The organism is Nocardioides sp. Z38_18 (assembly GCF_058215695.1).
Map to the genome: position 1 here is coordinate 250683 of NZ_JBZAJE010000003.1, position 25139 is coordinate 275821.

A 25139-nucleotide genomic window follows, 5' to 3' on the forward strand; every position below is an offset into this window, starting at 1 on the left:
GTGCTGCTGCTCGGCCTGGCCGGCTGCGGTGGCGCGGACACCGAGGAGCTGCCGCCCACCAGCGAGCAGGGCGTCGGGGGCCTCACCGCGGAACAGGCCAGGATCCGCGAGCAGCGGGTCCTGAACCAGCGGGCGCGGGCGGTCCGCGAGCGTGACCTCGACCTGTTCCTGCGGCGGGTCGACCGCAGCGACAAGGAGCTGGTCGCCCGCCAGCGCCAGTACTTCCGCAACCTGGTGCAGCTGCCGCTGAAGGCCTTCGCGTACCGGGTCCTGGACCGCCAGTGGGAGGACGTCGCGCTCGCCCCGGGGTGGGGGGCCGACGTGCGCGTACCGCAGGTGCAGCTGACCACCCAGCTCGAGGGCTTCGACGCCGTGCCGGTGCAGCGCACGGTCGGCTTCGCCTTCTCCTTCCGCAACGGCCGGCCGGTGATCGTCTCGGAGCAGGGCGCGGACGGAAAGCACCTCCACGTGGGGACCCCCGCTCCCTGGGACCTGACCGCGATCAGCGTGCGCCGGGAGCCGGGGGTGCTCGGCATCTTCGACGAGGGGACCCGCGCCTCGGCGGGCCCGGTGATGGCCGCCGTACGCGCCGGCATCGAGCAGGTGCGCGGCGCGCTGCCGTTCTCGTGGCCGGGCAGCGTGGTCGTCTACAGCGTCCAGGTCCCGCAGGTGCTGGCCACGTTCACCGACGTCCCGGGCGGGTCCCTGGACCACCTCGGGGCGCTCACCTTCCCGACGTACGCCGGCCGGGACGGCTCGCAGGTGGCCTCCACCCGGATGCTGGTGATGCCCAGCTCGGTGAGTGCCGGGGAGCTGTTCCTGGGGCGGATCACCAGGCACGAGCTGAGCCATGTCGCGATCGGCGTCCGCGACGACGGGGCGCCCGCGTGGGTCTCCGAGGGGGTCGCGGAGTACCTCGGTGCGCGCGAGATCCGGCAGCGCGACCGGGTGATCCCGACCTCGGCGCTGTCCCGCGCCCAGGCCGCGGACCACACGCTGCCGCTCTCGAAGACGTTCAACGACACCGACCAGGAGTGGCACTACGCGCTGAGCTGGATGGCGTGCGACTACGTGGCCGAGACCTTCGGGGAGGCCCGGCTGTGGGAGCTGGTCGACGCGATGCACAACGGGGGAGAGGGCACCCCCGACGTCGCGCAGGACCGGGTGCTGGCCCAGGTCCTGGGCATCGACTCACGGGAGCTGGCGCGTCGCGCCGCGGCGCGGATCCGCGAGCTCTACGGCTGAGGCTTCAACGGGCCGTCATGGAGAGCCCCGAGGTGCTTGAGCGCCTCGCGCCGGGACAGGCCGGAGAGCCCGGCCTCGTGCTCGGAGACGAACCGCAGCACCCACTCGGGGTCGGTCCGGGCCTGGTCGCGCAGCGCCCAGCCGATGGCCTTGCGGATGAAGAACTCCCGGCCGTACGGCGACAGCGGCGGCGTGGTCCGCGTCGAGCCGTCGAGGTTCTCGGTGATCGTGAAGCCGAGCAGGTCGTGGTCGCAGCGCTCCCCGGTGCCGAGCTGGAAGAGGATCGCCGTGCGGCGTACCCAGAGGTCGTCGGAGCGTGTCCAGCCGCGGACCACCGGCTCGACCTCCTTGCGATGGGCCAGCAGCAGGTCCCGGACGAGGTGCCCGGCGATCTCGTCGACGAAGTCCCACCACGCTCCGGTACGGACCAGGTGCTCGTAGAGCTCCAGCGTGCGCGGCTGTCGGTGGTCACGGTGGAGCCGGTGCCGGGCCAGGGCGATCGCGGCGTGGCGCTCCTCGCGGAACGCAGCCCCGTCCCACAGCTCGAGGACGGTCCCGCGCCAGGTCTCCTCGTCCGGGAGCGGGTGGGCGTCGAGCACCGGGCGGAGCAGCGCCCGCAGCCGCGGCGCGGAGATGCCGCGGTAGGGCATCGAGGACTTCATGTAGGCACGCATCGCCACTGCCCGCTCGGGGTCGCCCGAGGCGGCCAGCAGGGTACGCACCGTCTGCACGAGCTCGGAGTCGGCGCTGGTCACGGGCCCATCCTGCCGGTAGGTCGTTTCGTCGGGTTCCTCGCCAGCGAGCATGCGCGGCAGTAGCGTTTCCGGCATGGATGTCTTGCGCACCAAGTCGGTGGAACAGTCCCTGGGCGACACCGAGGACCCGGACTTCAAGCTGAAGAAGAACCTGACGTCCCTCGACCTGATGGTCTTCGGCATCGGCGTGATCATCGGCGCGGGCATCTTCACCCTGACCGGGAAGGCCGCGGCCGAGTTCGCGGGACCGGCCGTGGTGTTCTCCTTCGCCATCGCCGCGATCTGCTGCGGCTTCGCGGCGCTGTGCTACGCGGAGTTCGCCTCCACGGTGCCGGTCAGCGGGTCGGCGTACACCTTCTCCTACGCCACCCTGGGGGAGCTGGTCGCCTGGATCATCGGCTGGGACCTGATCCTCGAGCTGATGCTCGGCGCCTCTGTGGTGGCGCAGGGGTGGAGCACCTACTTCGTGACGTTCATGGAGGAGATCGGCCTGGGCTGGCCCGACAGCCTGGGCCCGTCCACCACCGCGTCGTTCGGGCACTTCAACCTGGCCGCGTTCCTGATGGTGGCGATCCTGACCGCGCTGATCGCCGTGGGGATCAAGGAGTCGCTACGGGTCAACCTGGTGCTGGTGGCGGTGAAGCTGTTCATCGTGCTGTTCGTGATCGTGGCGGGCCTGTTCTACGTCAAGGGCGCCAACTACACGCCGTTCGTCCCCCCGTCCGCCGGACCCGTGGAAGGGTCGACCGGCCTCACCCAGCCGCTGTTCCAGTGGATCTTCGGGTTCGAGGCGCAGACCTATGGCGTGCTCGGCATCGTCTCGGGGGCCTCGATCGTCTTCTTCGCCTACATCGGCTTCGACGTGGTGGCCACCACGGCTGAGGAGGCGCGCAACCCGCAGAAGGACCTGCCGCGCGGCATCATCGGCTCGCTGGCGATCTGCACGATCCTCTACATCGCGGTCGCGCTGGTGATCACCGGGATGATCCGCTACGACAAGATCGACACCGAGGCCGCGCTCGCGAGTGCGTTCCGGGACCAGGGCAAGGACGGGTTCGCCACCCTGATCGCCGCCGGGGCCGTCGCGGGCCTGACCACCGTGGTGATGACGTTGATGATCGGCGCGGTGCGCGTCCTGTTCGCGATGAGCCGCGACGGGCTGCTGCCGAGGCAATTCGCGCATGTGAACAAGAAGACCGGCACCCCGATCAACATCACGATCGTCATCGGCGTGATCGTGGCGATCGTCGCCTCGATGACCCCCATCGGCAAGCTGGAGGAGATGGTGAACATCGGCACGCTGAGCGCGTTCGCGCTGGTCTCGCTGGCCGTGCCGATCCTGCGCAAGAGCCGCCCCGACCTCGAGCGGGCCTTCAAGGTGCCGTGGAGCCCGTTCCTGCCGATCCTGGCGGCGGTGGTCTGCCTCTACCTGATGCTCAACCTCAGCATCGAGACGTGGCTGCGGTTCGCCGTCTGGATGCTGGTCGGCTTCCTGATCTACTTCCTCTACGGCTACCGGCACAGCATGGTCGGGAAGGCGTCGGGCGACGAGGCGGTGGACTACTCGCGGCAGGGCAGCCCCGGGGACTGAGCCCGGGGCGGTCTAGGGTGGTCAACCGACCACCGGTCGCACGTCTCGAGGGCCGGTTTTCCACGCTTCATCCGCAACCACCAGAGGAGTCACGTGCCCGAGGCCCGGTTCGTGCACATCGTCGACGAGGTCCCCGAGCTCGAGGGACGCGCCCACGGTCCTGTCCTGGTCGTCTCGCTCGAGGGGTTCCTGGACGCCGGCAACGCCTCCGCGCTCGCGCAGGCCCACCTGAGCGGGGAGGAGCCCGGTCGGGTGGTGGCGAGCTTCGAGGTCGACGAGTTCTACGACTACCGTGCGCGACGTCCGCCGCTGACCTTCCTCGAGGACCACTACACCGACTACGAGGCGCCCCGCCTGGTCGTCCGGCTCTCGGAGGACAGGCTCGGCACGCCGTACCTGCTGCTGAGCGGCCCGGAGCCCGACATCCGCTGGGAGGCCTTCACCCGCGCCGTACGAGCTGTGGTGGAGCACTTCGAGGTGCGGCTCGTGGTCTCGCTGGGGTCGGTGCCGATGGCGGTGCCGCACACCCGGCCGGTGCAGCTGACCAACCACGCGACCTCGAAGCGGCTGCTCGTGCAGGAGAACGTGTGGAAGGGCGACGTCCGCGTCCCCGCCAGCGCGCAGTCCCTGCTCGAGGTGCGGCTGGGGGAGTGGGGGCACGACGCGATGGGCTTCGTGGCGCACATCCCGCACTACGTCGCGCAGTTCGAGTACCCGCACGCCGCCGTCGCGCTCCTCGAGGCCCTCGAGGACGTCACCGGGCTGCAGTGGGACCACGACACGCTCAAGGAGGCGGGCGACGCCCGCCAGGTGGAGATCGCCACCCAGATCGCCGACTCCGACGACGTGCGCGAGGTGGTCAGCGGCCTCGAGCAGCAGTACGACGCGTTCCACCAGCAGGCCGCCAACCTGCTCGCCGAGGACGAGACGCTGCCCAGCGGCGAGGAGATCGGCGCGCAGTTCGAGCAGTTCCTGGCGAAGCTCGAAGAGCCGGAGGACTGAGGCGTGCCCTCCTCCGTCCAGGAGCTGGTGGAGCTGCTCGACCTCGAGGCCATCGAGGACAACCTGTTCCGCGGGCGGCAGCCGGACACGATGATGCAGCGGGTCTTCGGCGGCCAGGTGCTCGCCCAGTCCCTGGTGGCCGCGGTGCGCACGGTGCCCGAGACCTTCGCGTGCCACTCGATGCATTCCTATTTCTTGCGGCCCGGTGACACCAAGGTGCCGATCATCTACGACGTCGAGGAGATCCGCGACGGGCGCTCGTTCTGCACCAGGCGGGTCGCCGCGCGCCAGCACGGCCGGGCGATCTTCTTCCTGACCGCGAACTTCCAGGTGCCCGAGACCGGCCTCGAGCACCAGGACACGATGCCCGAGGTGCCCTCCCCGGAGGAGTGCTCCCCCCGCATCGCGCAGGGCAGCCGCTACACCGAGGAGTGGCTGCGCGAGTGGCAGGCGCTCGACGTACGACCGGTCGCGGACTCGCGCCCCGGCGGCAGCCTGGACCCGACCGAGCGGCCCGGCCGCTCGCAGTGGTGGATCCGGGTCAGCGGCGCCCTCCCCGACGACCCGGTCACCCAGCTCGCCGCGTTCACCTACGCCAGCGACATGACCCTGCTGCCCGCGGCGCTGGTGCCGCACGACCTCTACATCGAGTCGCCCGGGATGCAGGCCGCGTCGCTGGACCACTCGATCTGGTTCCACCGCCCCTTCCGCGCCGACGAGTGGTGGCTCTACGACCAGGCCTCCCCGTCCGCCTCCGGCGGCCGCGGCCTCATCCTGGCCCGGGTCTTCTCCCAGGACGGCCAGCTCGTCGCCAGCGTGGCCCAGGAGGGCCTGATCCGGCACCACCCCCAGGCCTAGCCGGGCTGGCCGGAGCTCGCAGACGCGCGGACACAAGTCGGCGCCGCAGGGGCTGACTGAGCGTGAACACCTCCGCCATCGCGAACTTGTGTCCGCGCGTATGCGCAATCGGGCCCCCGGGGAGGGGATCGCACCCACAATGGGCGAGTCTCGCCGCCGTCTGCCTCCCAGGAAGCACGCCGATGAACTTCTCAGAGTCCGTCCGCTCGGTCCTGGGCAAGTACGCCACCTTCTCCGGGCGCGCCCGGAGGTCGGAGTACTGGTGGTTCTACCTGTTCACGGTCCTGGTGAGCATCGCGACGGCCATCGTCGACGCGGTCCTGGACCTGGCCATCGACAACGAGGTCGGCATCGTGAACACGCTCGCCACCCTCGCGTTGCTGGTGCCCACGTTCTCGGCCGGCGCTCGGCGCCTGCACGACACCGGTCGCAGCGGCTGGTGGATCCTGCTGCCCGTGGTCCCGATGCTCTTCACAGCCGCGGCCGTGGTGGTCGTGGTCTTCGTCGTGCCGTTCAGCTCAGGGCTCGACGGCCTCGACTTCGCCCTGATCGCGCTCGCGGTGGGCGGGTTCCTGCTGACCCTCGTCGCGGTCGTCGTGCAGATCGTGATGCTCTGTATCGACTCCAACCCGGGCCCCAACAAGTACGGCCCGTCTCCCAAGCAGCCGGTCCTGTCTCAGTTCCCGGGCGGCTACCCGTACGCCGGGAGCGGCGCACCGCCGTACTGAGTCCCCGCAATTGCTGGCAAAGGGCAGTGTTCTCGCGAGATCGGATGTCATTTCCCAGCAATTGCGTGGCGGCCTCCCGCCGCGGTCACAGCTTGCGGGCGCGACCGACCAGGTGGGGCTTGCCGTCGCCGGGGCGGGTGAGCGAGAAGTCCAGCCCGTCCTCGACCATGCGGGAGCCGAAGGCGACCTTCCCGGGCAGGAAGACCGGCTTCTTGAACTCCACCTCGACGCATCCCGCCGCGGGGAGGCGGTTGGCCATCGCGGCCACCGAGCGCGCCTTGGTCCACATGCCGTGCGCGATCTGCCGCTTGAACCCGAACGCCTTCGCGGTGAGGGGGTAGAGGTGGATCGGGTTGTGGTCGCCGGAGACCGACGCGTAGCGCCGGCCCAGGTCGCCGGGCAGCCGCCACACCACGCCGGTGCCGGGCACGACGTCGAACGGCTCGCTCTCGGGACGCACGTCCTTGTCGCCGCCGCCGACCCGGAGGTACGTCGACGTCGACTCCCACACGGTCTCGCCGCCGGAGCGCACCGTGGTGACCAGGTCGAAGACCCGGCCCTTCGCGTGCGGCCTCAGGTTGACCGCCGTGGCGGAGACGTCCAGCTTCTCGGACGGGGCGATCTCACGGTGACGGGTGATCGAGTTGGCGACGTGCACGGTGCCGATCGCGGGGAACGGGAACGAGGCGTCGGTCATGATCCCCATGTGCAGCGGGAACGCCAGCATGTGCGGGTAGGTGAACGGCAGGCTCTGGCTCGGCTCGAAGCCGCACACGTCGGCGTACGCCGCGACGTGCGCCGGGTCGATCGACACGTCCTTGCGGTGCAGCGTCAGGTCGGGCAGCGAGCTGCCGGACTTGCGCACGCCGGGGAGCAGGTTGACGCCGGGTACGACGGGCAGGGCCGCCTTGAGCATGGTGGGCAGCGAGCTCGGCTGCCCCTCGACGGTGCGCTCGGTCATCGACTCACGCGCCCAGCATCATCTGGCCGCAGACGCGGACGACGTTGCCGTTGACGGCGGTGGAGCCGGGGGAGAGGTACCACGCGATCGCCTCGGCCACGTCGACCGGCAGGCCGCCCTGGCTCATCGCGTTCATCCGCTGGCCGACCTCGCGGGTCGCGAACGGGACCGCGGCGGTCATCTGCGTGATGATGAACCCCGGTGCCACGGCGTTGATCGTGATGCCGTTGTCGAGGTCCTCCGACAGTGCGTCGACCAGACCGATCACCCCGGCCTTGGAGGCCGCGTAGTTGGTCTGTCCCACGTTGCCCGCGATGCCGGCGATGGAGGAGACGCCGACGATTCGGCCGTTGTCGGCGATCAGGCCCTGGTCGAGCAGCTCGCGGGTGATCCGCTCGGGGGCGGTGAGGTTCACCGCGATCACCGAGCTCCAGCGGTCCTCGGCCATGTTGGCGAGCTTCTTGTCGCGGGTGATGCCGGCGTTGTGCACCACGCCGTGCACCTGCCCGAACTTGTTCTTCACGTGCTGGGCGATCCGCTGCGGGGCGTCCTTGCCGGTGATGTCGAGGACCAGGTGGTCACCGTCGAGCTCGCGCATCAGCGCCTGGAGCTCGCTGGCGGCCTGGGGTACGTCGATCCCCAGGACCGTGGCGCCGTCGCGGTGCAGCACCCGGGCGATCTGCTCGCCGATGCCGCGCGATGCGCCGGTGACGATGGCCACCTTGCCGGCCAGCGGCTTCTCGGGGTCCGCGACCGGGGCGGCCTCGGAGGTGCCGGTGGCGCCGAGGCGGGCGACCTGGCCCGAGACGTAGGCGCTCTTGGGGGAGAGGAAGAACGACAGGGTGGACTCGATGGTGTCCTCGGCCCCGGGAGCGACGTACACCAGGTTCACGGTGCTGCCCTTGCCGATCTCCTTGCCGAGGGAGCGGGTGAAGCCCTCCAGGGCGCGCTGTGCCACCCGCTCCGCCTTGTCCTCGACGAGCTCGGGGACGGTGCCCAGGACGAGGACCCGCGCGTTGGAGGTCAGGCTGCGCATCAGCGGGGTGAAGAACTGCTCCAGGGCGATCAGGTCGCCCGAGCTGGTGATGCCGGTGGCGTCGAAGACGAGGCCCTTGTACTTCTCGCCATCCGCGCCGACGCTCACGCTGGTGACGCCGAGGTTGTCGAGGGCCTGGACCAGGGACTTGCCCAGGCGGCCGTCGCCGCCGGTGACCACGGTGCCGTTCACGACGGGGGCGCCCTGCGACCAGCGCTCCAGCGGCGTCGGGTTCGGCAGGCCGAGGTTCTTGACGAACAGCTTGCCCACCGGGCTGGCAGTGAAGGACTGGTAACGGTCGGTCATCTCTGATCCTCTGGTCTGCTGATTTCACGGTCTGGACACACGGACGCTACTCGCGGGTACAGCACGAATGTAACGAGCGGTGTAACTGAGTGTCCAGATAAGGTGACTTGGCACTCACCCCGTTTATTTTCCCACGCTCTCGCGGGAGGATGGGGGCCGCGCCACCCGACCAAGGAGCCTTCAGCCCATGCAGCCCAACACCCGCCGCGTCGCCGTCCTGGGCGGCAACCGGATCCCGTTCGCCCGGTCGAACACCGCCTACGCCACCGCCTCCAACCAGGAGATGCTGACCGCGGCGATCGACGGGCTCGTCGCCCGATTCGGCCTCGAGGGCCAGCGCCTCGGTGAGGTCGTGGCCGGCGCCGTGCTCAAGCACAGCCGCGACTTCAACCTCACTCGTGAGTCCGTCCTCGGCTCCAAGCTCGCCGCCGAAACCCCGGCCACCGACCTCCAGCAGGCCTGTGGCACCGGTCTCCAGGCCGCCGTCTACGTGGCCAACAAGATCGCCCTCGGCCAGATCGACGCGGGCATCGCCGGCGGCTCGGACACCACCTCCGACGCCCCCATCGCCGTCGGTGAGCGGCTGCGCAAGATCCTGCTCGAGGTGAACCGCTCCAAGACCGCCGGGCAGCGGCTGGCGGCGCTGGCCAAGATCCGGCCCGCCGACATCGTGCCGTCGATCCCGCAGAACGGTGAGCCCCGCACCAAGCTCTCGATGGGCGAGCACGCCGCGCTCACCGCCCTGGAGTGGCAGATCACCCGCGAGGCCCAGGACGAGCTGACCGTGGCCTCCCACCAGAACCTCGCCGCGTCCTACGAGCGCGGTTTCCAGGACGACCTGATCACGCCGTTCAACGGGCTCGAGCGCGACCAGAACCTGCGCCCCGGCTCCACCGTCGAGAAGCTCGCCAAGCTCAAGCCGGTCTTCGGCAAGGGCGAGGCCGCGACGATGACCGCCGCGAACTCCACCCCGCTGACCGACGGTGCGTCCGCGGTCCTGCTCGCCACCGACGAGTGGGCCGAGGAGCACGGCCTGAAGGTGCTGGCGTACTTCGTCGACGCCGAGACCGCAGCGGTGGACTTCGTCCATGGCGGCGAGGGTCTGCTGATGGCCCCGGCGTACGCCGTGCCGCGGCTGCTCGAGCGCAACGGACTCTCCCTTCAGGACTTCGACTTCTACGAGATCCACGAGGCCTTCGCCTCGCAGGTGCTCTCCACCCTCAAGGCGTGGGAGGACCCGGTGTTCTGCAAGGAGCGCCTCGGCCTCGACGACACCCTGGGCTCGATCGACCGCTCGAAGCTCAACGTGAACGGCTCCTCGCTCGCCGCGGGCCACCCGTTCGCCGCGACCGGCGGCCGCATCGTCGCCAACCTGGCCAAGCTGCTCGACGAGAAGGGCTCGGGCCGCGGCCTGATCTCCATCTGCGCCGCCGGCGGCCAGGGCGTCACCGCGATCCTGGAGAAGTAGCTCTCTCAGCTGATCCCGGGCCCGCTTCCGCCGAGACGTCGCATCTGAAACCCAGAAACCCGCCGAGACGTCGCATCTGAAAGAGGAGTGCTCTTTCAGATGCGACGTCTCGGCGATTCTGTGGGCCGTCGAGCTGTCAGTTGGGGTTCGTTGCCAGGGCTCGGGCGGTGGCGACCACGAGGCGGCGTACCTCTGTTGCTGAGACGGGGGAGATCGCGGGGATGCCGGGGGCGGACTCCTTGACGAGCATGCCGACGCGGGCGAGCTGGAGGGCGCCGAGGGCGCTGGCGTACATGTGGTTGGCCAGCAGCGTGGAGTCACCGACGGAGAACTCGCCCGAGGCGGTTCCTGCGTCGAGTACGTCGCTGAGCTGGGTCAGGCAGGTGGAGATGCCGCGGCCGAGCCGGAACAGCGAGCTCTCGCTGATCTCCTCGAGCAGCTCGGGACCGGGGCGACGCATCAGCGTCTGTGCGCAGTCCACGAACGCGGGGAACTCCAGGCCGAAGTCGACGAACTCCTCCGTGACCGCGACCAGTCGCGCCATCGGAGTGTCCTCGCGCGCGGCCGCGGCCTTCAGCCTGGTCTCGAGGTCCTCGAGGTAGCTGACCAGGGTGAGCGCGAAGAGCTCCTCCTTGCCGCTGAAGTGGCGGTAGATGATCGCCCGGTTCACCCCGACCGCGCGGGCGATGTCCTCGATCTGGGCGTCACGGACGCCGGTCTCGTCGAAGAGCTGCCGGGTGGCGGCGAGGATCTCCCGCTCGCGGGCGCGACGACGGACAGCTGCCGGCTGCCGGGTCGAGCTGCGCGTGTCAGTCATGCCGCGATTCTAGTGCAACAGTGGGTTACACACGTGTGCGGAGTGCCCGGAGCGGGTCCCGGGGGGTGCCCGCGACCGCTGGGTCCCCTAGACCGCGCCACCCCGGATTTGAGGGCGTCGAGGCAGCGTGGGACGTTGCAGAGGAGTCGATCAACGCCCGAACCATCGCGACGGAGGAATGCCATGCAGGCCGTGCCCGCCCGGCTCTGGACCTTCGCGGTCGCCCTGGTGTGCTGCCTCGGACTGCTCGTCGCCTGCGGCAGTGACGACAGCGGCAAGGAGGCCGCCGGGGGCTCCACGCGCGAGACCGACGCGGCGGGAGCGACGACCTGGTCGCCGGCGCGTGCGGACTGCATCAACCCGGCGTACCCGGAGCCGCAGGCGGTCACCACGACGGCCGGGGACCAGCGGGACTACCTGGTCGGCGTCGTCGCCTGCACCAGTGAGCAGCAACCGGGGTCGGTGTGGCTGCACAACGTCGGGGGCGACGTGTGGACGCTGCAGGACGGGGGAGGCAGGGCCCGGTGGCTGGACTGGTCGCTGGAGTCCGTGGTGTTCCGGGAGACCTTCGACGGTCCGCTGCTGCTGCTGCCCGAGGACGTGGTGCTGCTCTCCAGCGCGTCGGACAAGGTCTCGTGGTCGCTGAACAAGGCCTACACGGTCGCCTGGGAGACACAGGCCGAGGGCGTGGACCGGGTCCGCTCCTACAGCCAGGAGGTGTGGGCCGCCGCGCTGCGCCGCAAGGAGACCCCGGCCCGGGTGGCGCTGGCGTCGTGCACCTCCAGCGCCTACCGGTTCGCGGACACCTACGCGCGGGATGCCGACGCGTTCCAGGAGGACCTCGCCGCCGAGCTGTCGCGTACGACGGGCGGCGCCGCCGGCTGCGCCGCGAGCTGGAAGCGAGCCTGGGACCGGGGACTCGACCCGACCCAGCGGTACCTCGACACCGTCGGACGCCAGTACCGCCTGCTCAGCGGGTTCCAGCAGGTCCCGACGATCACGATCAACTGAGCTGGGCCGGGTGGGGAGCCGCAGTCATGCCATTGGCTGCGCCGTGCGCGTCTGGGAGTGTGGAGAGACCAGCAGCGCAGGACATCAGGCAGGGCAGGACAGCGACCAGGAGAGCGACGTGACCATGAAGGACATCGGACCCGACCCGCAGAGCTTCGACCTCGAGACCGCCACGCGGCAGAACGAGAACTACCGAGACGTCGCCTGGTCGGGGAAGTACCTCCAGGTGACCCTGATGTCGATCCCTGTCGGCGAGGACATCGGCCTGGAGACCCACCCGGCGACCGACCAGTTCCTGCGGCTCGACGCCGGCCGCGGTCGCGTGCAGATGGGGCCGGCCAAGGACCAGCTGGACTTCGAGCGCGAGGTCGAGGACGGCTGGGCGATCATGGTCCCCGCCGGCACCTGGCACAACGTGACCAACATCGGTGACGAGCCGATGCGGCTCTACACCGTCTACGCGCCGGTCCACCACGCGGCGGACAAGGTCCAGCAAACCTCGGCGGACGCAGAGCGCGAGGAGGAAGCCGGCCGGGACAAGCCGCCGAGCTGGTCGGTGCAGCCCGCCGAGGTGCCCTCGGACGACCATGCCTGACCGGGTCTGACCATGTCCGACCGGGCCCGACCTCCCATGTCGGAGATGGACTTCGAGTTCACCACCGGGCTGTTCCCCAAGGACGGCGTCTACCCGCTGCCGCTCAGGGACGCGGTGCGCAGGGCTGAGGACATCGACCTGGTGCTGTCGGTGTCGCTGCGCGTGGGGCGACGCTAGGCGCGGAGTCCCGCCGAACAGGCAGCGCGTCCCCTAGCGTGGGGTCCGTCACACCTGCCACAGACGGAGCCGTCCATGGAGATCTTGCACTCCGCGATCGCGATCCTCGCCGCCATCGTGCTGATCATCAGGTTCAAGGTCGACCCGGTGATCTCGCTGCTGCTGGCGTGCGTCTACCTCGGGCTGGCCACCACCCAGGGCGCCGAGGGCACGGTCACCGCGATCACCGGCGGGTTCGGTGAGATCATGGCCGAGGTCGGCCTGCTGATCGGTTTCGGCGTGCTCATTGGGGCGCTCCTGCACGCCATGGGCACCTTCCGCGACCTGGTGGACATCCTCGCCCGTCGGGTGGGTCGCCGCCTGCCGTACGCCATGGCCGGCACGCTGGCGGTGATCTTCCCCTCGATCTACGTCGACGTACAGGTCGTACTCGCCGCGCCGATGGCCAAGGAGTCCGCGCCGGCCGTGGACCGCAGGCACGGCCTGCCGTGGCTGGCCGGTGCCATGGGCGTCGGCATCTTCTCCGGCTACGTCTTCGTGGTGCCCGGCCTCGCGGCGGTCGCGATCGCCGGCCTGATGGACGTCCCGCTCGGCACCTACCTGCTCTACGGGCTGCCGATCGGGCTGCTCACCGCGTTGATCACGACGCTCCTGTTCCGGGTGCTGCTGGGCCGCGGGCTGTGGAACGACAAGACCGACTTCGACCCGGACGTGGTCGTCGAGGACGGGCGTCCCGTCGACGAGACGGACCGGGTCCCGCTGGCCGAGAGGGCAGCCCGGTTACCGCTGGGCGTGCGTCTGCTGCCGATCCTGGTGCCGTTGGTGCTGATCGCGACCGGGGCGATCGTGAACCTGGCGGGGGGATCCAACCCGGTGATCACGTTCCTGGGTGATGCCAACATCGCCTTGTTCCTCGGGCTGCTGATCGCGTTCTTCATGGTGCGCCCGTCCGTGGGCGCGGACGGTGTCGGCAAGGTCCTCACGGCCGGCTTCCACACCACCGGCGAGATCCTCCTCGTCACCGGAGTGGGCGGATCGCTCGGCGCGGTCATCGCCGGGAGCGGCATGGGCGCCCGGCTCGAGGACCTGTTCGCCGCGGACGAGAACGCGCCGGTGATCATCAGCATCCTGCTGGCCTGGGCCATCGCGGCGGTGCTTCACTTCGCGATCGGATCGGTCTCGGTCGGCGCCATCACCGCGGCGGGCATCATCTCCCCGGTCGTCGGCTCGCTCGGGGTGGACCCCGTCGTCATCGCCCTCGCGATCGCCTCCGGGGCCATGTTCGCGCTGCACGTGAACAGCAACTTCTTCTGGATGTTCACCACCCTGCTCGACCTCTCCACCAAGGGCAGTCTGAAGACCCTGACCCTGGCGACGTCGCTCGGTGCGATCGTCTCGCTGCCCCTGGTGCTGGTGGCGAGCCTGGTGGCCGCGGCCACCTGAGCGGAACCGCTGCCCGGGCCCCTCCTGGCTAGCCGGGTCTTGCGCGGTGCACGCCGCAGGTCGATAGTCCTCATGAGGGACACGACATCCGGCGGTGCTGCACCGCGCGGTGAGCCGACGGGGAATGCTCGATCCGAGGGCAAGGGTGGAGGCAATTGGCCAATCTCCTCCAGTCGGTCACGGGCCTGCTCAGGAGCAGCCTCGAGGGTGACCCACCGCCACCGCCCCTGATCGCCACACTCGGCCCCCGGATCGAAGAGCTGATGGCGGTCAGCGTCGACCCGAGCGGCGCGGGCATCGACCGGTGGGTCAACCAGCTTCGTGCGCTGATCTCCGACGAACGCCTCCGCGAGACCCTGGTCGTCCGCGCCGTGCAGATGAGCTTCCCTCGGTTGGCCGAGGCCCTCACGCTGGTCGGTGTCGTCGAGATCGAGTGGGAAGGCGCGACGCCGGCCGCGTTCCGGATCCGCAAGGACAGGCTCGACGACCTGCTCTCCCAGCCGGGCGACGCTGCGCTGACGCTGCTGCTGGGCAAGGTGCAGAAGCTCGACGACGTGAAGGCGCTCCAGGTGCTGGTGCTGCTGCTGATCACGTCCCCGAAGACGCTGCTGGCGCTGGAGTACCGCCAGCAGGGCTTCGCCGGCCTGCCCCTCGACGGTGTGCCCGGGGTGAGCTCCGATGAGCTGCTCGCGCTGGTGCGCCGCCTGGTCAACTCGCCGGTCAAGCTGCCGCTGCCGGTGCCCGACCCGTTCAGGATCGACGAGCTCCCCGCGCCGCCCGTCCCGGACGGCGCCGACGGGGCGATCACCGTCGAGGGCCCGGACGCCTTCGACCGGCTCCGCGACTTCGCCGTGGACCTCCTGCTCACCGACGTCGAGCTGTTCGCGACCAGGCAGGTCGACCTCGGCGGTGACTGGGTGCTGACGTTCGCCCCGGGCGACTCCGGCGACCACCACTACCGGATCCGGTTCGACGCCGACCACCTCGACATGTCCGTGCCCCGCGGCGACCTCGCGCTGTTCATCGGCAAGCAGCCGGGCGATGCCAACGCGCTCCTCGTCGGGGACCTTGCCGGAACGCACCTGGCCGTGAAGGCGGTCCGCGTGGGGCTGCGGCTGCGACCCAGCGGTCCGCTGTTCGACGTCGTGCTGGCGCTCGAGGGGATCGAGTTCGTCCTCAAGCCCGACTTCCTGGACTTCGTCAGCTTCGGTCTCGAGGTCCCCAGCCTGCTGAGGTTCCGTTCCGACGTACGGGTGAGCTACGCGCAGGGCCAGGGGCTGACCGGCCAGTCCGAGGCGGGTGCGGTCGGGCTGAGCATGGAGTTCGCGACGCCGATCGACCTGCGCGTCGGTGGTGCCGGCGCCGGAGTCGAGCTCGACCAGGTGGTGACCCACCTCGACCTCACCGTCGACGACGGCCGGCTGCTGTTCCGGCTGCTGTTCCGCTACAGCGCGAACGCCGAGTTCGGCCCGCTGTCCGCGGTGATGGACGGCGCCGGGGCCTGGATCGGGCGCTGGACCGACGGCACCGGTGGACTGCTGCCGCCGCAGGGGATCGGGCTGAGCCTGAACGCCGGGCCGGTCGAGGGCGCCGGTTTCCTGAAGATCATCAGCGCCGACGAGTTCGCCGGGGGGCTGCAGCTGAAGATCCTGGGGATCGGCGCGTTCGCCTACGGCCTCTACAAGGCGCTGCCCGGCGGCGACCCGTCGGTCGTGGTGCTGATCGGGATCCGGCTGCCGCTGCCCGGGGTCCAGCTCGGCTTCGGCTTCGCCGTCTCCGGGTTCGGCGGCCTGGTCGGGATCAACCGCCGGGCCGACACCGACGTACTGCGGGAACGGCTCGCCAGCGGAGCTGCCGGCGAGGTGCTGTTCAACGACGACCCGATGAAGAACGCGCCCAGGCTGCTGGGCGACATGGCGCGGTTCTTCCCCGACGAGGCCGGCGTCTTCCTGGTCGGCCCCACCCTGCAGCTCAACTGGGCCTCGATCCTCAAGCTGGACCTCGGTGTGTTCATCGAGCTGCCCGGGCCGCGGAAGATCTTCCTGGCCGGGTCGGCCCGGCTCGTGCTGGGCTCGGAGGAGTTCGCGCTGGTCTACCTGCGGATGGACTTCGTCGGTGGGGTCGACCTGACGAAGTCGCTGGTCTTCTTCGACGCGGCGCTCATCAACTCCCACGTCCTGGGGATCTTCCGGATCACCGGGGGCGTGGCCCTGCGCATCGCGTACGGCGACAACGGCTACTTCCTGTTCACCGTCGGGGGGTTCCACCCGTCCTTCAACCCCGGAGCGATGGAGCTGCCGAAGGTGGCGCGGGTCGGGGTCTCGGTCTCGCTGGGACCGGTCTGGCTCAAGCAGGAGATGTACCTCGCGATCACCTCCAACACCTTCCAGCTCGGCTCCCGCACCGAGGCAGGCATCGAGATCGGGCCGATCTCCGCGCACGGCTGGTTCGGCTTCGACGCGCTGATCCAGTTCAAGCCGTTCTACTTCGTCGCCCAGGTCGACGCCGGCTTCGACGTCGAGGTCGCGGGCGTCTCGCTGTGCAGCGTGCACGTCGGTGGCGAGCTGAGCGGTCCGGGGCCGCTGGTGCTCAAGGCGCGGGCCAGCGTGCGGCTGCTGTTCGTCAAGGTCTCCGGCAACGTCACGATCGAGCTGAGCAGCAACCCGCCCGAGCAGGTCGTGACGATCCCCGATCTCCCCGCCCACCTGCACGGCGAGCTGATCAGCCCCGACAACCTGCGGATGGAGGGCGAGGACCCCGCGGTGGTGTTCGCGCCGCACTCCGGCGCCGACAAGCTGGTCTCCCCGGTCGGCCAGCTGGTCTGGGAGCAGAAGCGGGCTCCCCTCAACCTGGCGATCGAGAAGGTGGAGGGCGTGAACCTCCAGGGCTGGCACACCCTGCTGGTCAGCAGCGGGCTCGGCTCCCTGGAGCACCCCGAGCAGGACTGGTTCGGGGTCGGCACCTACCTGAAGATGGGCGACTCCGAGGCGCTGAACACCAGCCGCTTCGTGCAGCAACAGTCCGGTCTCCGGGTCGGCTCTCTCGCCGTACGCCGCGGCGCCGAGCGTTCCGCTCCGATCAAGCTCCACCTCGTGAAGCTGCCCTCGCTGCTGAAGCTGCCCATCCTGGGCAACCTCTACGTCGGAGCCGCGCTGGCCGGCCTGCTCGGAGAGCGCGGACACGGTGCGGTCCTCGCCCCGGGGGAGCCGAAGGTCGCGGTGCAGCAGGAGAGCTTCGACGTGCACTCCGCACAGGACGGAGGGCTGTACGCCGAGTCGCTCAACGAGGCACAGGCCTTCGGGCTCGCGAAACGGACCGGCGGCACCACCGTCGCCACCGCCGTCCCGGCGGTCGACCTCGCGGGCGTGGCGTGATGGCCGCGGACGAGCTCCGGTTCGCCAGCTGGCAACGCAACGAGATCTTCGACCGTGCCGTCCGGGAGGGCACGAGCCCGAGGCTGTCCGGCAGGCTGAGCCTGACGCTCACCGACCAGGCGACCGGACAGGCGGCCACGGGCGACGCACCCTTCACCCTGATGGGCGCCGCCGACATCGGGGGGCTCAAGCCGGGTGCGGTCAAGCACCTGGCGCCCGCGGCCTTCGCCCGGGACGCCGAGACCACCAAGCTGGTCCACCTCGACCTGTGGGACGCCGACCTGCCCTGGCGCTACACCCCGCGCCCCACCAGCGGGGACCAGCTGCTTCCCTGGCTGGCACTGCTGGTCGGCACCGCCGAGGAGATCCGGGTCGAGGCGGGCACGGTGACCCATGTCGAGGACAGCGTCCTGCTCGCGCACCCGCTCGAGGACTCCCACCGCTGGGCGCACACCCAGGACGCCGGTACCGGCCCGATCGCGCGGATCCTCTCCCCACGCGGGACCGAGCCAGGCGCCGACGGACTGCTGCCGCAACGCGAGTACGTCGCGGTGCTGGTGCCCACGTTCAACGACGCCGGCGAGCACATGTGGACCTCGACCGGGGAACGTCAGTTCGGGGCGCGGGAAAGCCTCCCGGCCCTGCACTGGTGGCGGTTCTGGACCGCGGAGGCAGGCGACTTCGAGACGCTCGCCGCCGCGCTGCGGGTGCCGCCGGCCCGCGACGTCGGCAAGGCGAGGCTGCACTACCGGCGCCGCGTGACCGAGGACGGCGTCGACGTCGACGCGACCCTCGAGGTCCGGGGAGCGATCACCTCGCTGCAGCAGCCCGAGACCGTGCAGCCCGAGGTGATCGAGGCCGTGATGGCCGACCTCGACCTCCTCAACGACGAGGTCGCCGGCACCATCGGCCTGCCGCACTACGGCAGGCACTGGCTGCCGGACCCGGACGCCGCCGAGGTGGGCTGGCCGCACGACCTCAACGACGACCCGCGGTTCCGCGCGAGCGCCGGGCTCGGGGTCTGGATGGGGGTCGAGGCACAGGAGGCGTTGATGGACGCCGCGGTCGCGCAGGCGGGGGCGCTGCGCGAGGCCGGGCAGCGGATCGGTCAGCTCGCGCTCGGGCTCACCGCGGGCGGCCGGCTCTGGGACCGCCGGCTGCCGAAGGACCCGCACCTCCGGCTGGCGGTGCTGGGACCGATGACGGCGAGGCTGCCCGCGGCCGGTGGCGGCACGGTGCTCTCGCGGGTCACCTCCGGCACCAGCCCGCTCGTGCCGGGCCTGTTCTCGAGCGCGGCCCAACGCCTCCTCCGCGACCGTACGGCGACCACCCGCCACCTGAGCGACGGGGGAGGCGGAGGCGTCGACCGGAAGGCGGCGCTGTCGTGGGCCAACCAGCCGGAACCGCCGATCGACCGGGCCCCCGAGGGAGTGCCGCACGTCGACGCGGTTGCCGCCCAGCTGGGCCTGCGGCCGGTGGAGGAGCTCTTCGAGCTCGATGACGCCTGGCTGGACGAGGTGATGACGCAGGTCGACGAGCTCCTCGACGCCTACCGCGAGAAGTACCGCGACGGCGTACGCAACGGAGAGGACCCCCAGCGACTGCGCAGCGAGCTCGCCGAACCCCTGTTCTCCGAGCTGCGGCAGCTGCTGCAGTCACGCCTGGAGGAGCGGGGCCTGCCCTGCGAGGGCGGCCAGATCCTGGAGCAGATCGGCGCCGAGGTCGGCGGATCGCTGTTCGCCTTCCTCGAGCACGTGCTGGCCGAGGACGGCCCCCGGCTCGAGCTCCACGACCTGCTGCGGCTCGCGATCCGGCACTGCATGGCCAGCCGCGCCTGCTGGGAGCTGGTCGGCAGGCGACCGCGACGTGGCTTCTCCTGCAACGACCTGGTGGACCACACGCCCGGCCCGGAGATCGAGACGCAGCGTCCCATCGACCTCGTCGGGATCTCCGGCGTGGTCTCGGGTGCCGTCGACCCGCGCGGGCCACGACCGCCGGCCAAGGTGCGGCTGTGCAGCAGGCTGGTCGGCGTCGACTGCACGACGCTGGCCCCGACCGAGTACCCGATCGGGCTGGACTTCCCGACCTGGGGGCTGCTCAAGCAGTACGACCGGGAGTGGCTGCTCCCGGGAGCGGACTCCCTGGACAAGGACTCCGTCACCGCCCTGCAGACCAACCCCGCGTTCGTCGACGCCTTCATGGTCGGCATCAACACCCAGTTCATGAGCGAGATGCGGTGGCGCGACCTCGCGGTCGCCCGCACCTGCACGCCCCTGCGGATGTTCTGGGGCCAGGTCGACTACGCCAAGCGTGTCCGCAGGGCCGACATCGAGCCGCTGGCCGAGTGGGCCAAGGCCCCCGATGACCCGGTGGGGGCGCTGAGCCACCAGACGATCAAGCCGAATCCGGCCAACCCATCGGGCAGCCGGCTGGTGCTCACCTTCCGCAGCGACCTGTTCCGCCGCTACCCGGCCACGCTGGTCTACCTGGTCAGGCCCGACCCGGGCGACGACGTCGACGCGCTGCTGTCCGAGCCGCCCCAGCTGGAGATGCCCGAAGGTACGCCGGACGAGGAAGCCTGGCGCGCCGGGCGCAAGCACTTCGGCCCGGTGTTCGCGGGGACCCTGACCCCCGAGCTGGTCTTCTTCACCTTCGACGTCAGGCCCAGCACGCTCGAGGAGTACTGGCTGGTGCTCGACGAGCCACCGGCTGAGCTCCGCTTCCGCAACGACGAGGCACTGGGGCCCCTGGACCCCACCAACGCCGCGACGCTCGCGCAGACCGCGCTCGACCAGCCCACCAGGGTCGCGATCAGCGGCCGCGCGCTGAAGCAGGCGGGCCTGGGATGACCACCGAGACCTACCGCGACCTGCGTGTTGCCCGCGTCCTCGAGGCGCTCGCCGCCCAGCCTCCCGACGAGGTGCGCGCCCGCCTCGAACGCGAACAGGGCGCGCTCACCGCCGAGGACTGGACCGTCGCGGACCACACCCTGGAGGCGGTGGCGGAGGACTGGCTGTGGGCCCGGACCGAGGGGCTCAAGGAGGCCGTCGACGCCGACCCGGTCCTGGTGGCCCTGCAGGTCCGCGCGTCGCTGACCGATGCGCAGGCGGCTGCCGTCGAGGGACTGTGGACCGGTGCGGCGCGGCCTCCCGCCGACTATCTCGACCAGGTCCGCCGGGCTGTCGACGGCGACGAGGCGATCCTGGCCGAGCTGGTGCACGCGGCGACCTCGGCGTGGCTGGACGCCGAGGGCGACCCGCACCCCTTCGACGACGTCGGCGTGCTGCTGCCGGTGCGACTGGAGACCCTGTTCGACGCGCCCGGGTCGGCGTTCAACGACGACCCGGACCGGTGGAAGCTCTCGCTGCGCGTGGTGCCCGACGAGGTCTCCGTACGCCGTGACGACGCCCATGTCAGCGCCGGGGAGCTCTCCGTGGTGCGCGCCTTCTGGCAGGCCGCCCGTGTCCCGGGGGCCTATGACCCGTCCTGGCTCGACTCGGAGGCCGCCGGCATCGCCTGGCAGCAGCTGTGCCGGCAGGTCGCCCCCGAGCGTGCGGCCTGGCTAGTGAGCGTGCTCGAGCCGGTGATCGAGGGGGAGGACCTGGTGCTGGAACCGCCGGCGTACATGCCGCACCAGCCGCAGCCCAACCGGGTCGGCGGGTTGCCGGAGGAGCTGTCGATCTGGGCGGTGACCACGGACTCGTCGCGCCACCGGGTCGGCCGGCTGCCGATGGATCCCGACGCCACCATCCTCCCGGACGCACTGACCATCCCGCTCCCCGACGAGGCCGACCGTGCGCGCGAGACCTGGTGGGCGTCGTGGAGCACGGCGGTCGAGGTGGGCCTGGCCGGCGAGTGGCTGCTGGACGCTGGCCTGACCCCGGAGTCCCTGGAGGCGGTGTACGTCGTGGGGCTGGGCGAGGAGGCACCCGACGAGCACCTCCGTGGCCTGGTCGACGCCGGTGAGCTCGGGGTGCTCCGGCTGGGCGCCCCGACCAACACCGTGCACGGCGCCCCCGCGGCAGACCTCGCGCTCGACGCGGAGGGCTGGCGCTCGGTGGCGCGGGCACGGCTGTCCCACAGCCGCGACGACACGGTGGGACGCACCATCGAGCAGCACCTCACCGGGTCCAGCGGGGTGCTGCCGTCCTTCCCCGGGGCCGGTTCCCCCGACGACACCCAGGACAGCAGGCGGATGGCGCAGGCGCTGTGGCCGCCGCTCCTCGGGCACTGGCTGGCCGACGTCTGGGAGGTGACCGACGACGCCTTCCGGATCAACCAGTGGGCCTTTCCCCCGGTCGACGACGTGGTGCCCTCGGTCGAGGAGATCCGTGACGTGCTTCACCGTGACCCCGAGGACCCGACCGTCCTGCTGGGTGACTCGCGCTTCTGTCCCGAGGGGCCGCTGATGCCGGTCCGGGTCGGCGACCAGCCCTACGGCCTGCTCCCGGTGACCGCGCTGGAGGAGTGGCGCACCGACCCCGCGACCACGGACCCCGAGCAGGCCCGGGTCGAGGAGGGTGCCGCGCTGGCGCTGGCCGGGCTGCGTGGTGAGTGGGCCGCCGCCGCGCGACGCAGCGGCAACGTCGTCGGCGCGAGCAGCGAGCGGTTCATGGACCTGCTCAGCCGGGAGGCGTCGAGCCGGCGCTTCGCGCACCGTTCCTTCCTGCCCGTCTCCGCCTGGGTGCTGCCCTACCAGCTCGGTCCCGATGCCCTCCAGGAGTTCGAGGACCTCTCCCGACGGCTCTACGGCCGGGTCGAGGGCCTGCTCGCGACGTCGCCGTCGACGACGTACCTCAGCAACGGCCACGCCCGCACGAGCCGGCTCCCGCTGGTGCAGCCGTCACGGACCCTGCGCCGCCAGCGCAACCGCGAGGAACCGGGGCGGGTGGCGCTGACCCGGTTCCTGTCGCTGCTGCTCGACGCGGAGGGGCCGATGGACCTGACCGAGGTGTTCGCGACCTGGTGGGTGCTCGACCGCGACGGGGAGTGGCAGCTCCGCTCCCTGCCCGACAGCCTGCTGATCCGGTTGCTGACCCACGCCTGCCAGATCGACGCCGACTGGTTGCGGGGCCAGGTCGGCGGCGAGCTGGCCCTGCGCGCGCTGCGCGGCCAGGTCGAGGCCACGCGCGCGCTGACCCACGAGCTCGACCAGCCCGACTGGAGCATCGACGACAGAGACCCCGACACCGGTGAGCGGCGCTTCACGATCACGATCCCCGACGCCCGCCGCACGCAGCTCGAGCGGGCGCTGCGAGCCACCATCGACAGTGCCGCGCACCGGATCGACCCCTGGGTGACGGGGTTCGCCTGGCAGCGCCTCCAGGCGCACAGCGCCAGCAGCCGCCACCAGCACCGGCTCGGGGCCTACGGCTGGGTCGACGGCCCGTTCCTCGGCGAACCGGGTCCCACCGCCGCGGGGCGGCTGCACACCCCGTCGTACAACCAGACGCTGGCGGCGGTGGTCCTGCGCGACAAGTTCCTCTCCTCCGAGCGGGAGGGCGCCGCCAACGACGGTGGCCGCAACCCGTGGGAGATGGACATCGGCTCGCGCACCGCGCGGCTGGCCGAGGAGATCGCCGAGGAGGTGCGGCTCGGCTTCCACGTCTACGAGATCGTCGGCCGGCACGTCGAGAACGTCGTCGGCGACCACCAGCGGGTCAAGGAGCTGCGCACCAGCCCGGCGTACGCCATGCGCCCGGACCGGCGGGACCCCCACGAGGTCTGCAACGGCATCGACGCCCTCGCCGGGCTGCTGTCCGGCGACCCGCAGTTCCCGCTGGACCCCGACCAGGCCACGGCACTGCAGACGCTGCACGACGCGCTCGACACCTACGGCGACCTGCTGATGGCCGACGGCGTGATGCAGCTGGTCGGCCGGCAGGTCGATCGCGCCGCCGAGACCATGGAGGCCGCTGCGGGGTTCTCGCGGCCGCCGACCTTCGAGTTCCTGCGTACGCCGCCGTCCGGCTACCAGGTGCAGAGCATGGTGCTGGCCACCGTGCCCCACGTCGATCTCGACGACGTCCCGCTCGACGCCGGCCCGGTCCGGCTCGCGGACCCGTCGCTGGCGGCGTTCGTGGAGCAGACGGTCGGTGGGGCGTGGACCTGGAGGGTCACCGACCGGGACGACGGCACCGAGTTCGCCCTGGTGACGCTGGTCGACCTCGGCCTCACCCCGACGGACACGCTCGCGCTGTCCGAGGAGTTCCTGGCCGAGCTGGTCCGGCGCCGGCTTGACCTGCCGGAGACCGTCGTCACCGAGGACCACAACCGGGAGTGGGTGGTGCGCGACGGCGGCGGCGCCGAGCTCGGCCGGGTGCACTCGGTGGACCTGCCGTTCATGCCGTCGACCCTGGCCGGGATGCCTACCGGGACCGTGCCCGACCTGGTCCGCGCGCATCTCGGGGCGCCACCGGACAGCGTCGTCGAGGAGGCGACGCCGGCCGACCTTCGGCTGTGGGTGCTGACCGACGCGCGGGGCAACCCGCAGACCTGGGCCGACCTCGCGACGCTCGGCCTCACCGCGGAGCAGGCCGACGCGATGGACCCGGCCGAGGTCCACCGGCGGCTGCGTCGGCTGATCGGCCTGGTGGATCCCGTGGTGGCCTCGCCGGCCGAGCTCCTCCGGACCCGCCACCTCGCCAGCGGGTTCGGCAACCGGCCCGCCGCCGGCCGCGACCTGGTCCAGGACGCGGCCACGCAGCAGGGGATCGACGCCGAGATCTACCAGGAGCTGGCCGCCCGCTACACCGCGCTGCACGTCACCGGCCGGAGCCTGGTCAATGACTTGCGCGCGGCCGACGACGACACGCGTCCGGCACTGCTCCGACGGGCGCTGGCCTGGGGGGTGACCCCGGTCAGCGAGCGCGCCGACCGGGACGCGCTGTATGCCGCGCTGCTCGGCCGGACGCCGCCGGACGACGCGACTCCCGCCGCCGACCTCGCAGCGGCGGTCGCGACGGCGCTCGAGGAGCGGCTGGACGCGGCGCCGCAGCCGGCCGACCTCGTCTCCGTGGGCGAGCTCGCCGCGCCGCTCCCCGACCACGAGAAGCGCAAGCGGGAGCAGCGGCCGGACGGAGTGCCAACGCTCGCGGCGGCGATCGCCGACCTGGCGCTGCCCGAGGGTCGGCTCGCGGTCACGGCGAGCTGGCGGCGCGAGGCGCTGGTGGCCGACACCGGTCTGGAGGTCGGCGCGACCGAGCCGTCGCTGGCCGAGTCCTGGCTGACCGTGGTGGCGCCCGTCCGGCCGGCGCTCGCCCGGCTCGAGGCGCTCCAGCTCGGCCTGGGCACCCCGCTGGACGCCTGGTCCAGCTCGCCCGGCGACCCGTTCCTGACCGCCACGGTCGTGGACAACCTCAGGGTCCGCGCCGACGGGTCGGTGACCGGGCTGGACGTGGACCGGCGGTTCGTCGCGGCGTACGGCACGCCGGGCGCCTGGACGGGGGAGCGGGTCGCCGTCGGGCTGGTCGACAGCTTCTCCGAGGCGGTCCCGATGCCCCAGCGCAGCACCTCGGCGGCGTTCGGCTTCAACGCCCCGGCGGCACGTGCCCCGCAGGCGATCCTGCTGGCGGTGCCGCCGCGGCCGCGGCAGCGGATCGACGAGGAGCTGGTCCTGCAGATCCTGGCCGAGACCCGCGAGCTGGCGCACGCCCGCACCGCCCACCTGGAGGACCTCGGCGAGCTGCAGTCACTGGCTCCCACGATCTGGCTGCAGTCCTCGGGCCCGTCCCGGGTCCGGCTCGAGCCCTACCCGCTGTTCACGACCTGAG

The 25139-nt window shown here is 71.3% G+C and carries 17 protein-coding genes; 13 read left to right on the forward strand and 4 right to left on the reverse strand.

Annotated elements, in window-relative coordinates; translation table 11 throughout:
• A complete protein-coding gene (locus AC4BGC_RS20500) occupies positions 1-1245 on the forward strand; it encodes a hypothetical protein (protein ID WP_490557437.1) in 1245 nt (414 codons plus the stop codon).
• Here AC4BGC_RS20500 and AC4BGC_RS20505 read toward each other — a convergent pair.
• Positions 1236-2000 carry a DNA alkylation repair protein gene (locus AC4BGC_RS20505; protein WP_490557438.1) on the reverse strand — a complete coding sequence of 255 codons (765 nt, stop codon included), beginning with the start codon at positions 1998-2000 and terminating at the stop codon, positions 1236-1238. The two genes, AC4BGC_RS20500 and AC4BGC_RS20505, sit on opposite strands and share 10 nt — an antisense overlap.
• Before the next feature lie 73 nt (positions 2001-2073).
• On the opposite strand from AC4BGC_RS20505, the gene AC4BGC_RS20510 reads away from it, so the two are divergent.
• From AC4BGC_RS20510 to AC4BGC_RS20525, 4 genes are all read left to right on the forward strand, one after another.
• On the forward strand, positions 2074-3591 hold the full coding sequence (locus tag AC4BGC_RS20510; RefSeq protein ID WP_490557439.1) for an amino acid permease: 1518 nt from the start codon (positions 2074-2076) through the stop codon (positions 3589-3591).
• 93 nt (positions 3592-3684) lie between these two features.
• Entirely contained in the window at positions 3685-4593 is a 909-nt protein-coding gene (locus tag AC4BGC_RS20515) for a proteasome assembly chaperone family protein (RefSeq protein WP_490548688.1), read from the forward strand.
• Positions 4594-4596: 3 nt separating this feature from the next.
• The gene (gene tesB / locus AC4BGC_RS20520) at positions 4597-5451 is read left to right on the forward strand and encodes an acyl-CoA thioesterase II (protein ID WP_490557440.1); all 855 of its coding nucleotides are present in this window, start codon (positions 4597-4599) and stop codon (positions 5449-5451) included.
• A 182-nt stretch (positions 5452-5633) separates the two neighbouring features.
• Positions 5634-6179: a DUF805 domain-containing protein gene (locus tag AC4BGC_RS20525; RefSeq protein WP_490557441.1), complete on the forward strand. Its 546-nt coding sequence runs from the start codon at positions 5634-5636 to the stop codon at positions 6177-6179.
• 85 nt (positions 6180-6264) lie between these two features.
• Here the strand turns inward: AC4BGC_RS20525 and AC4BGC_RS20530 are convergent, their stop codons facing one another.
• Together AC4BGC_RS20530 and AC4BGC_RS20535 are read right to left on the reverse strand one after the other, a co-directional pair.
• Entirely contained in the window at positions 6265-7140 is an 876-nt protein-coding gene (locus tag AC4BGC_RS20530) for a MaoC family dehydratase (protein WP_490557442.1), read from the reverse strand.
• A gap of 4 nt (positions 7141-7144) precedes the next feature.
• Complete coding sequence (locus AC4BGC_RS20535; RefSeq protein WP_490557443.1) at positions 7145-8482, reverse strand: 3-oxoacyl-ACP reductase; 1338 nt, start codon at positions 8480-8482, stop codon at positions 7145-7147.
• Positions 8483-8669: 187 nt separating this feature from the next.
• On the opposite strand from AC4BGC_RS20535, the gene AC4BGC_RS20540 reads away from it, so the two are divergent.
• On the forward strand, positions 8670-9950 hold the full coding sequence (locus AC4BGC_RS20540) for an acetyl-CoA C-acetyltransferase (RefSeq protein ID WP_490557444.1): 1281 nt from the start codon (positions 8670-8672) through the stop codon (positions 9948-9950).
• Between the two features lie 136 nt (positions 9951-10086).
• Here AC4BGC_RS20540 and AC4BGC_RS20545 read toward each other — a convergent pair whose 3' ends face one another.
• Positions 10087-10767: a TetR/AcrR family transcriptional regulator gene (locus AC4BGC_RS20545; RefSeq protein ID WP_490557445.1), complete on the reverse strand. Its 681-nt coding sequence runs from the start codon at positions 10765-10767 to the stop codon at positions 10087-10089.
• Between the two features lie 183 nt (positions 10768-10950).
• Here AC4BGC_RS20545 and AC4BGC_RS20550 point away from each other — a divergent pair, with 183 nt between their 5' ends.
• From AC4BGC_RS20550 to AC4BGC_RS20580, 7 genes are all read left to right on the forward strand, one after another.
• The gene (locus AC4BGC_RS20550; RefSeq protein WP_490557446.1) at positions 10951-11778 is read left to right on the forward strand and encodes a hypothetical protein; all 828 of its coding nucleotides are present in this window, start codon (positions 10951-10953) and stop codon (positions 11776-11778) included.
• A gap of 118 nt (positions 11779-11896) precedes the next feature.
• On the forward strand, positions 11897-12373 hold the full coding sequence (locus AC4BGC_RS20555) for a cupin domain-containing protein (RefSeq protein WP_490557447.1): 477 nt from the start codon (positions 11897-11899) through the stop codon (positions 12371-12373).
• A 45-nt stretch (positions 12374-12418) separates the two neighbouring features.
• On the forward strand, positions 12419-12550 hold the full coding sequence (locus AC4BGC_RS20560) for a DUF1905 domain-containing protein (protein WP_490557448.1): 132 nt from the start codon (positions 12419-12421) through the stop codon (positions 12548-12550).
• Positions 12551-12625: 75 nt separating this feature from the next.
• Complete coding sequence (locus tag AC4BGC_RS20565; RefSeq protein ID WP_490548697.1) at positions 12626-13993, forward strand: GntP family permease; 1368 nt, start codon at positions 12626-12628, stop codon at positions 13991-13993.
• 155 nt (positions 13994-14148) lie between these two features.
• Complete coding sequence (locus tag AC4BGC_RS20570; RefSeq protein ID WP_490557449.1) at positions 14149-17367, forward strand: DUF6603 domain-containing protein; 3219 nt, start codon at positions 14149-14151, stop codon at positions 17365-17367.
• Positions 17367-20216 (forward strand): hypothetical protein, encoded by a 2850-nt coding sequence (locus AC4BGC_RS20575; RefSeq protein WP_490557450.1) that lies wholly within the window; start codon positions 17367-17369, stop codon positions 20214-20216. Before AC4BGC_RS20570 ends, AC4BGC_RS20575 begins: the two co-directional genes overlap by 1 nt.
• Positions 20213-25138, forward strand: a complete 4926-nt coding sequence (locus tag AC4BGC_RS20580; protein ID WP_490557451.1) for a hypothetical protein — start codon at positions 20213-20215, stop codon at positions 25136-25138. The genes AC4BGC_RS20575 and AC4BGC_RS20580 overlap by 4 nt, the downstream gene beginning before the upstream one ends.
• The last annotated feature ends 1 nt before the right edge of the window (position 25139 follow it).

Coding starts and splice junctions, on each gene's coding strand:
- AC4BGC_RS20560 (WP_490557448.1), top strand. CDS start 12,419: ATGGACTTCGAGTTCACCACCGGGCTGTTCCCCAAGGACGGCGTCTAC.
- AC4BGC_RS20565 (WP_490548697.1), top strand. CDS start 12,626: ATGGAGATCTTGCACTCCGCGATCGCGATCCTCGCCGCCATCGTGCTG.
- AC4BGC_RS20540 (WP_490557444.1), top strand. CDS start 8,670: ATGCAGCCCAACACCCGCCGCGTCGCCGTCCTGGGCGGCAACCGGATC.
- AC4BGC_RS20575 (WP_490557450.1), top strand. CDS start 17,367: ATGGCCGCGGACGAGCTCCGGTTCGCCAGCTGGCAACGCAACGAGATC.
- AC4BGC_RS20545 (WP_490557445.1), bottom strand. CDS start 10,767: ATGACTGACACGCGCAGCTCGACCCGGCAGCCGGCAGCTGTCCGTCGT.
- AC4BGC_RS20530 (WP_490557442.1), bottom strand. CDS start 7,140: ATGACCGAGCGCACCGTCGAGGGGCAGCCGAGCTCGCTGCCCACCATG.
- AC4BGC_RS20535 (WP_490557443.1), bottom strand. CDS start 8,482: ATGACCGACCGTTACCAGTCCTTCACTGCCAGCCCGGTGGGCAAGCTG.
- AC4BGC_RS20550 (WP_490557446.1), top strand. CDS start 10,951: ATGCAGGCCGTGCCCGCCCGGCTCTGGACCTTCGCGGTCGCCCTGGTG.
- AC4BGC_RS20580 (WP_490557451.1), top strand. CDS start 20,213: ATGACCACCGAGACCTACCGCGACCTGCGTGTTGCCCGCGTCCTCGAG.
- AC4BGC_RS20525 (WP_490557441.1), top strand. CDS start 5,634: ATGAACTTCTCAGAGTCCGTCCGCTCGGTCCTGGGCAAGTACGCCACC.
- AC4BGC_RS20510 (WP_490557439.1), top strand. CDS start 2,074: ATGGATGTCTTGCGCACCAAGTCGGTGGAACAGTCCCTGGGCGACACC.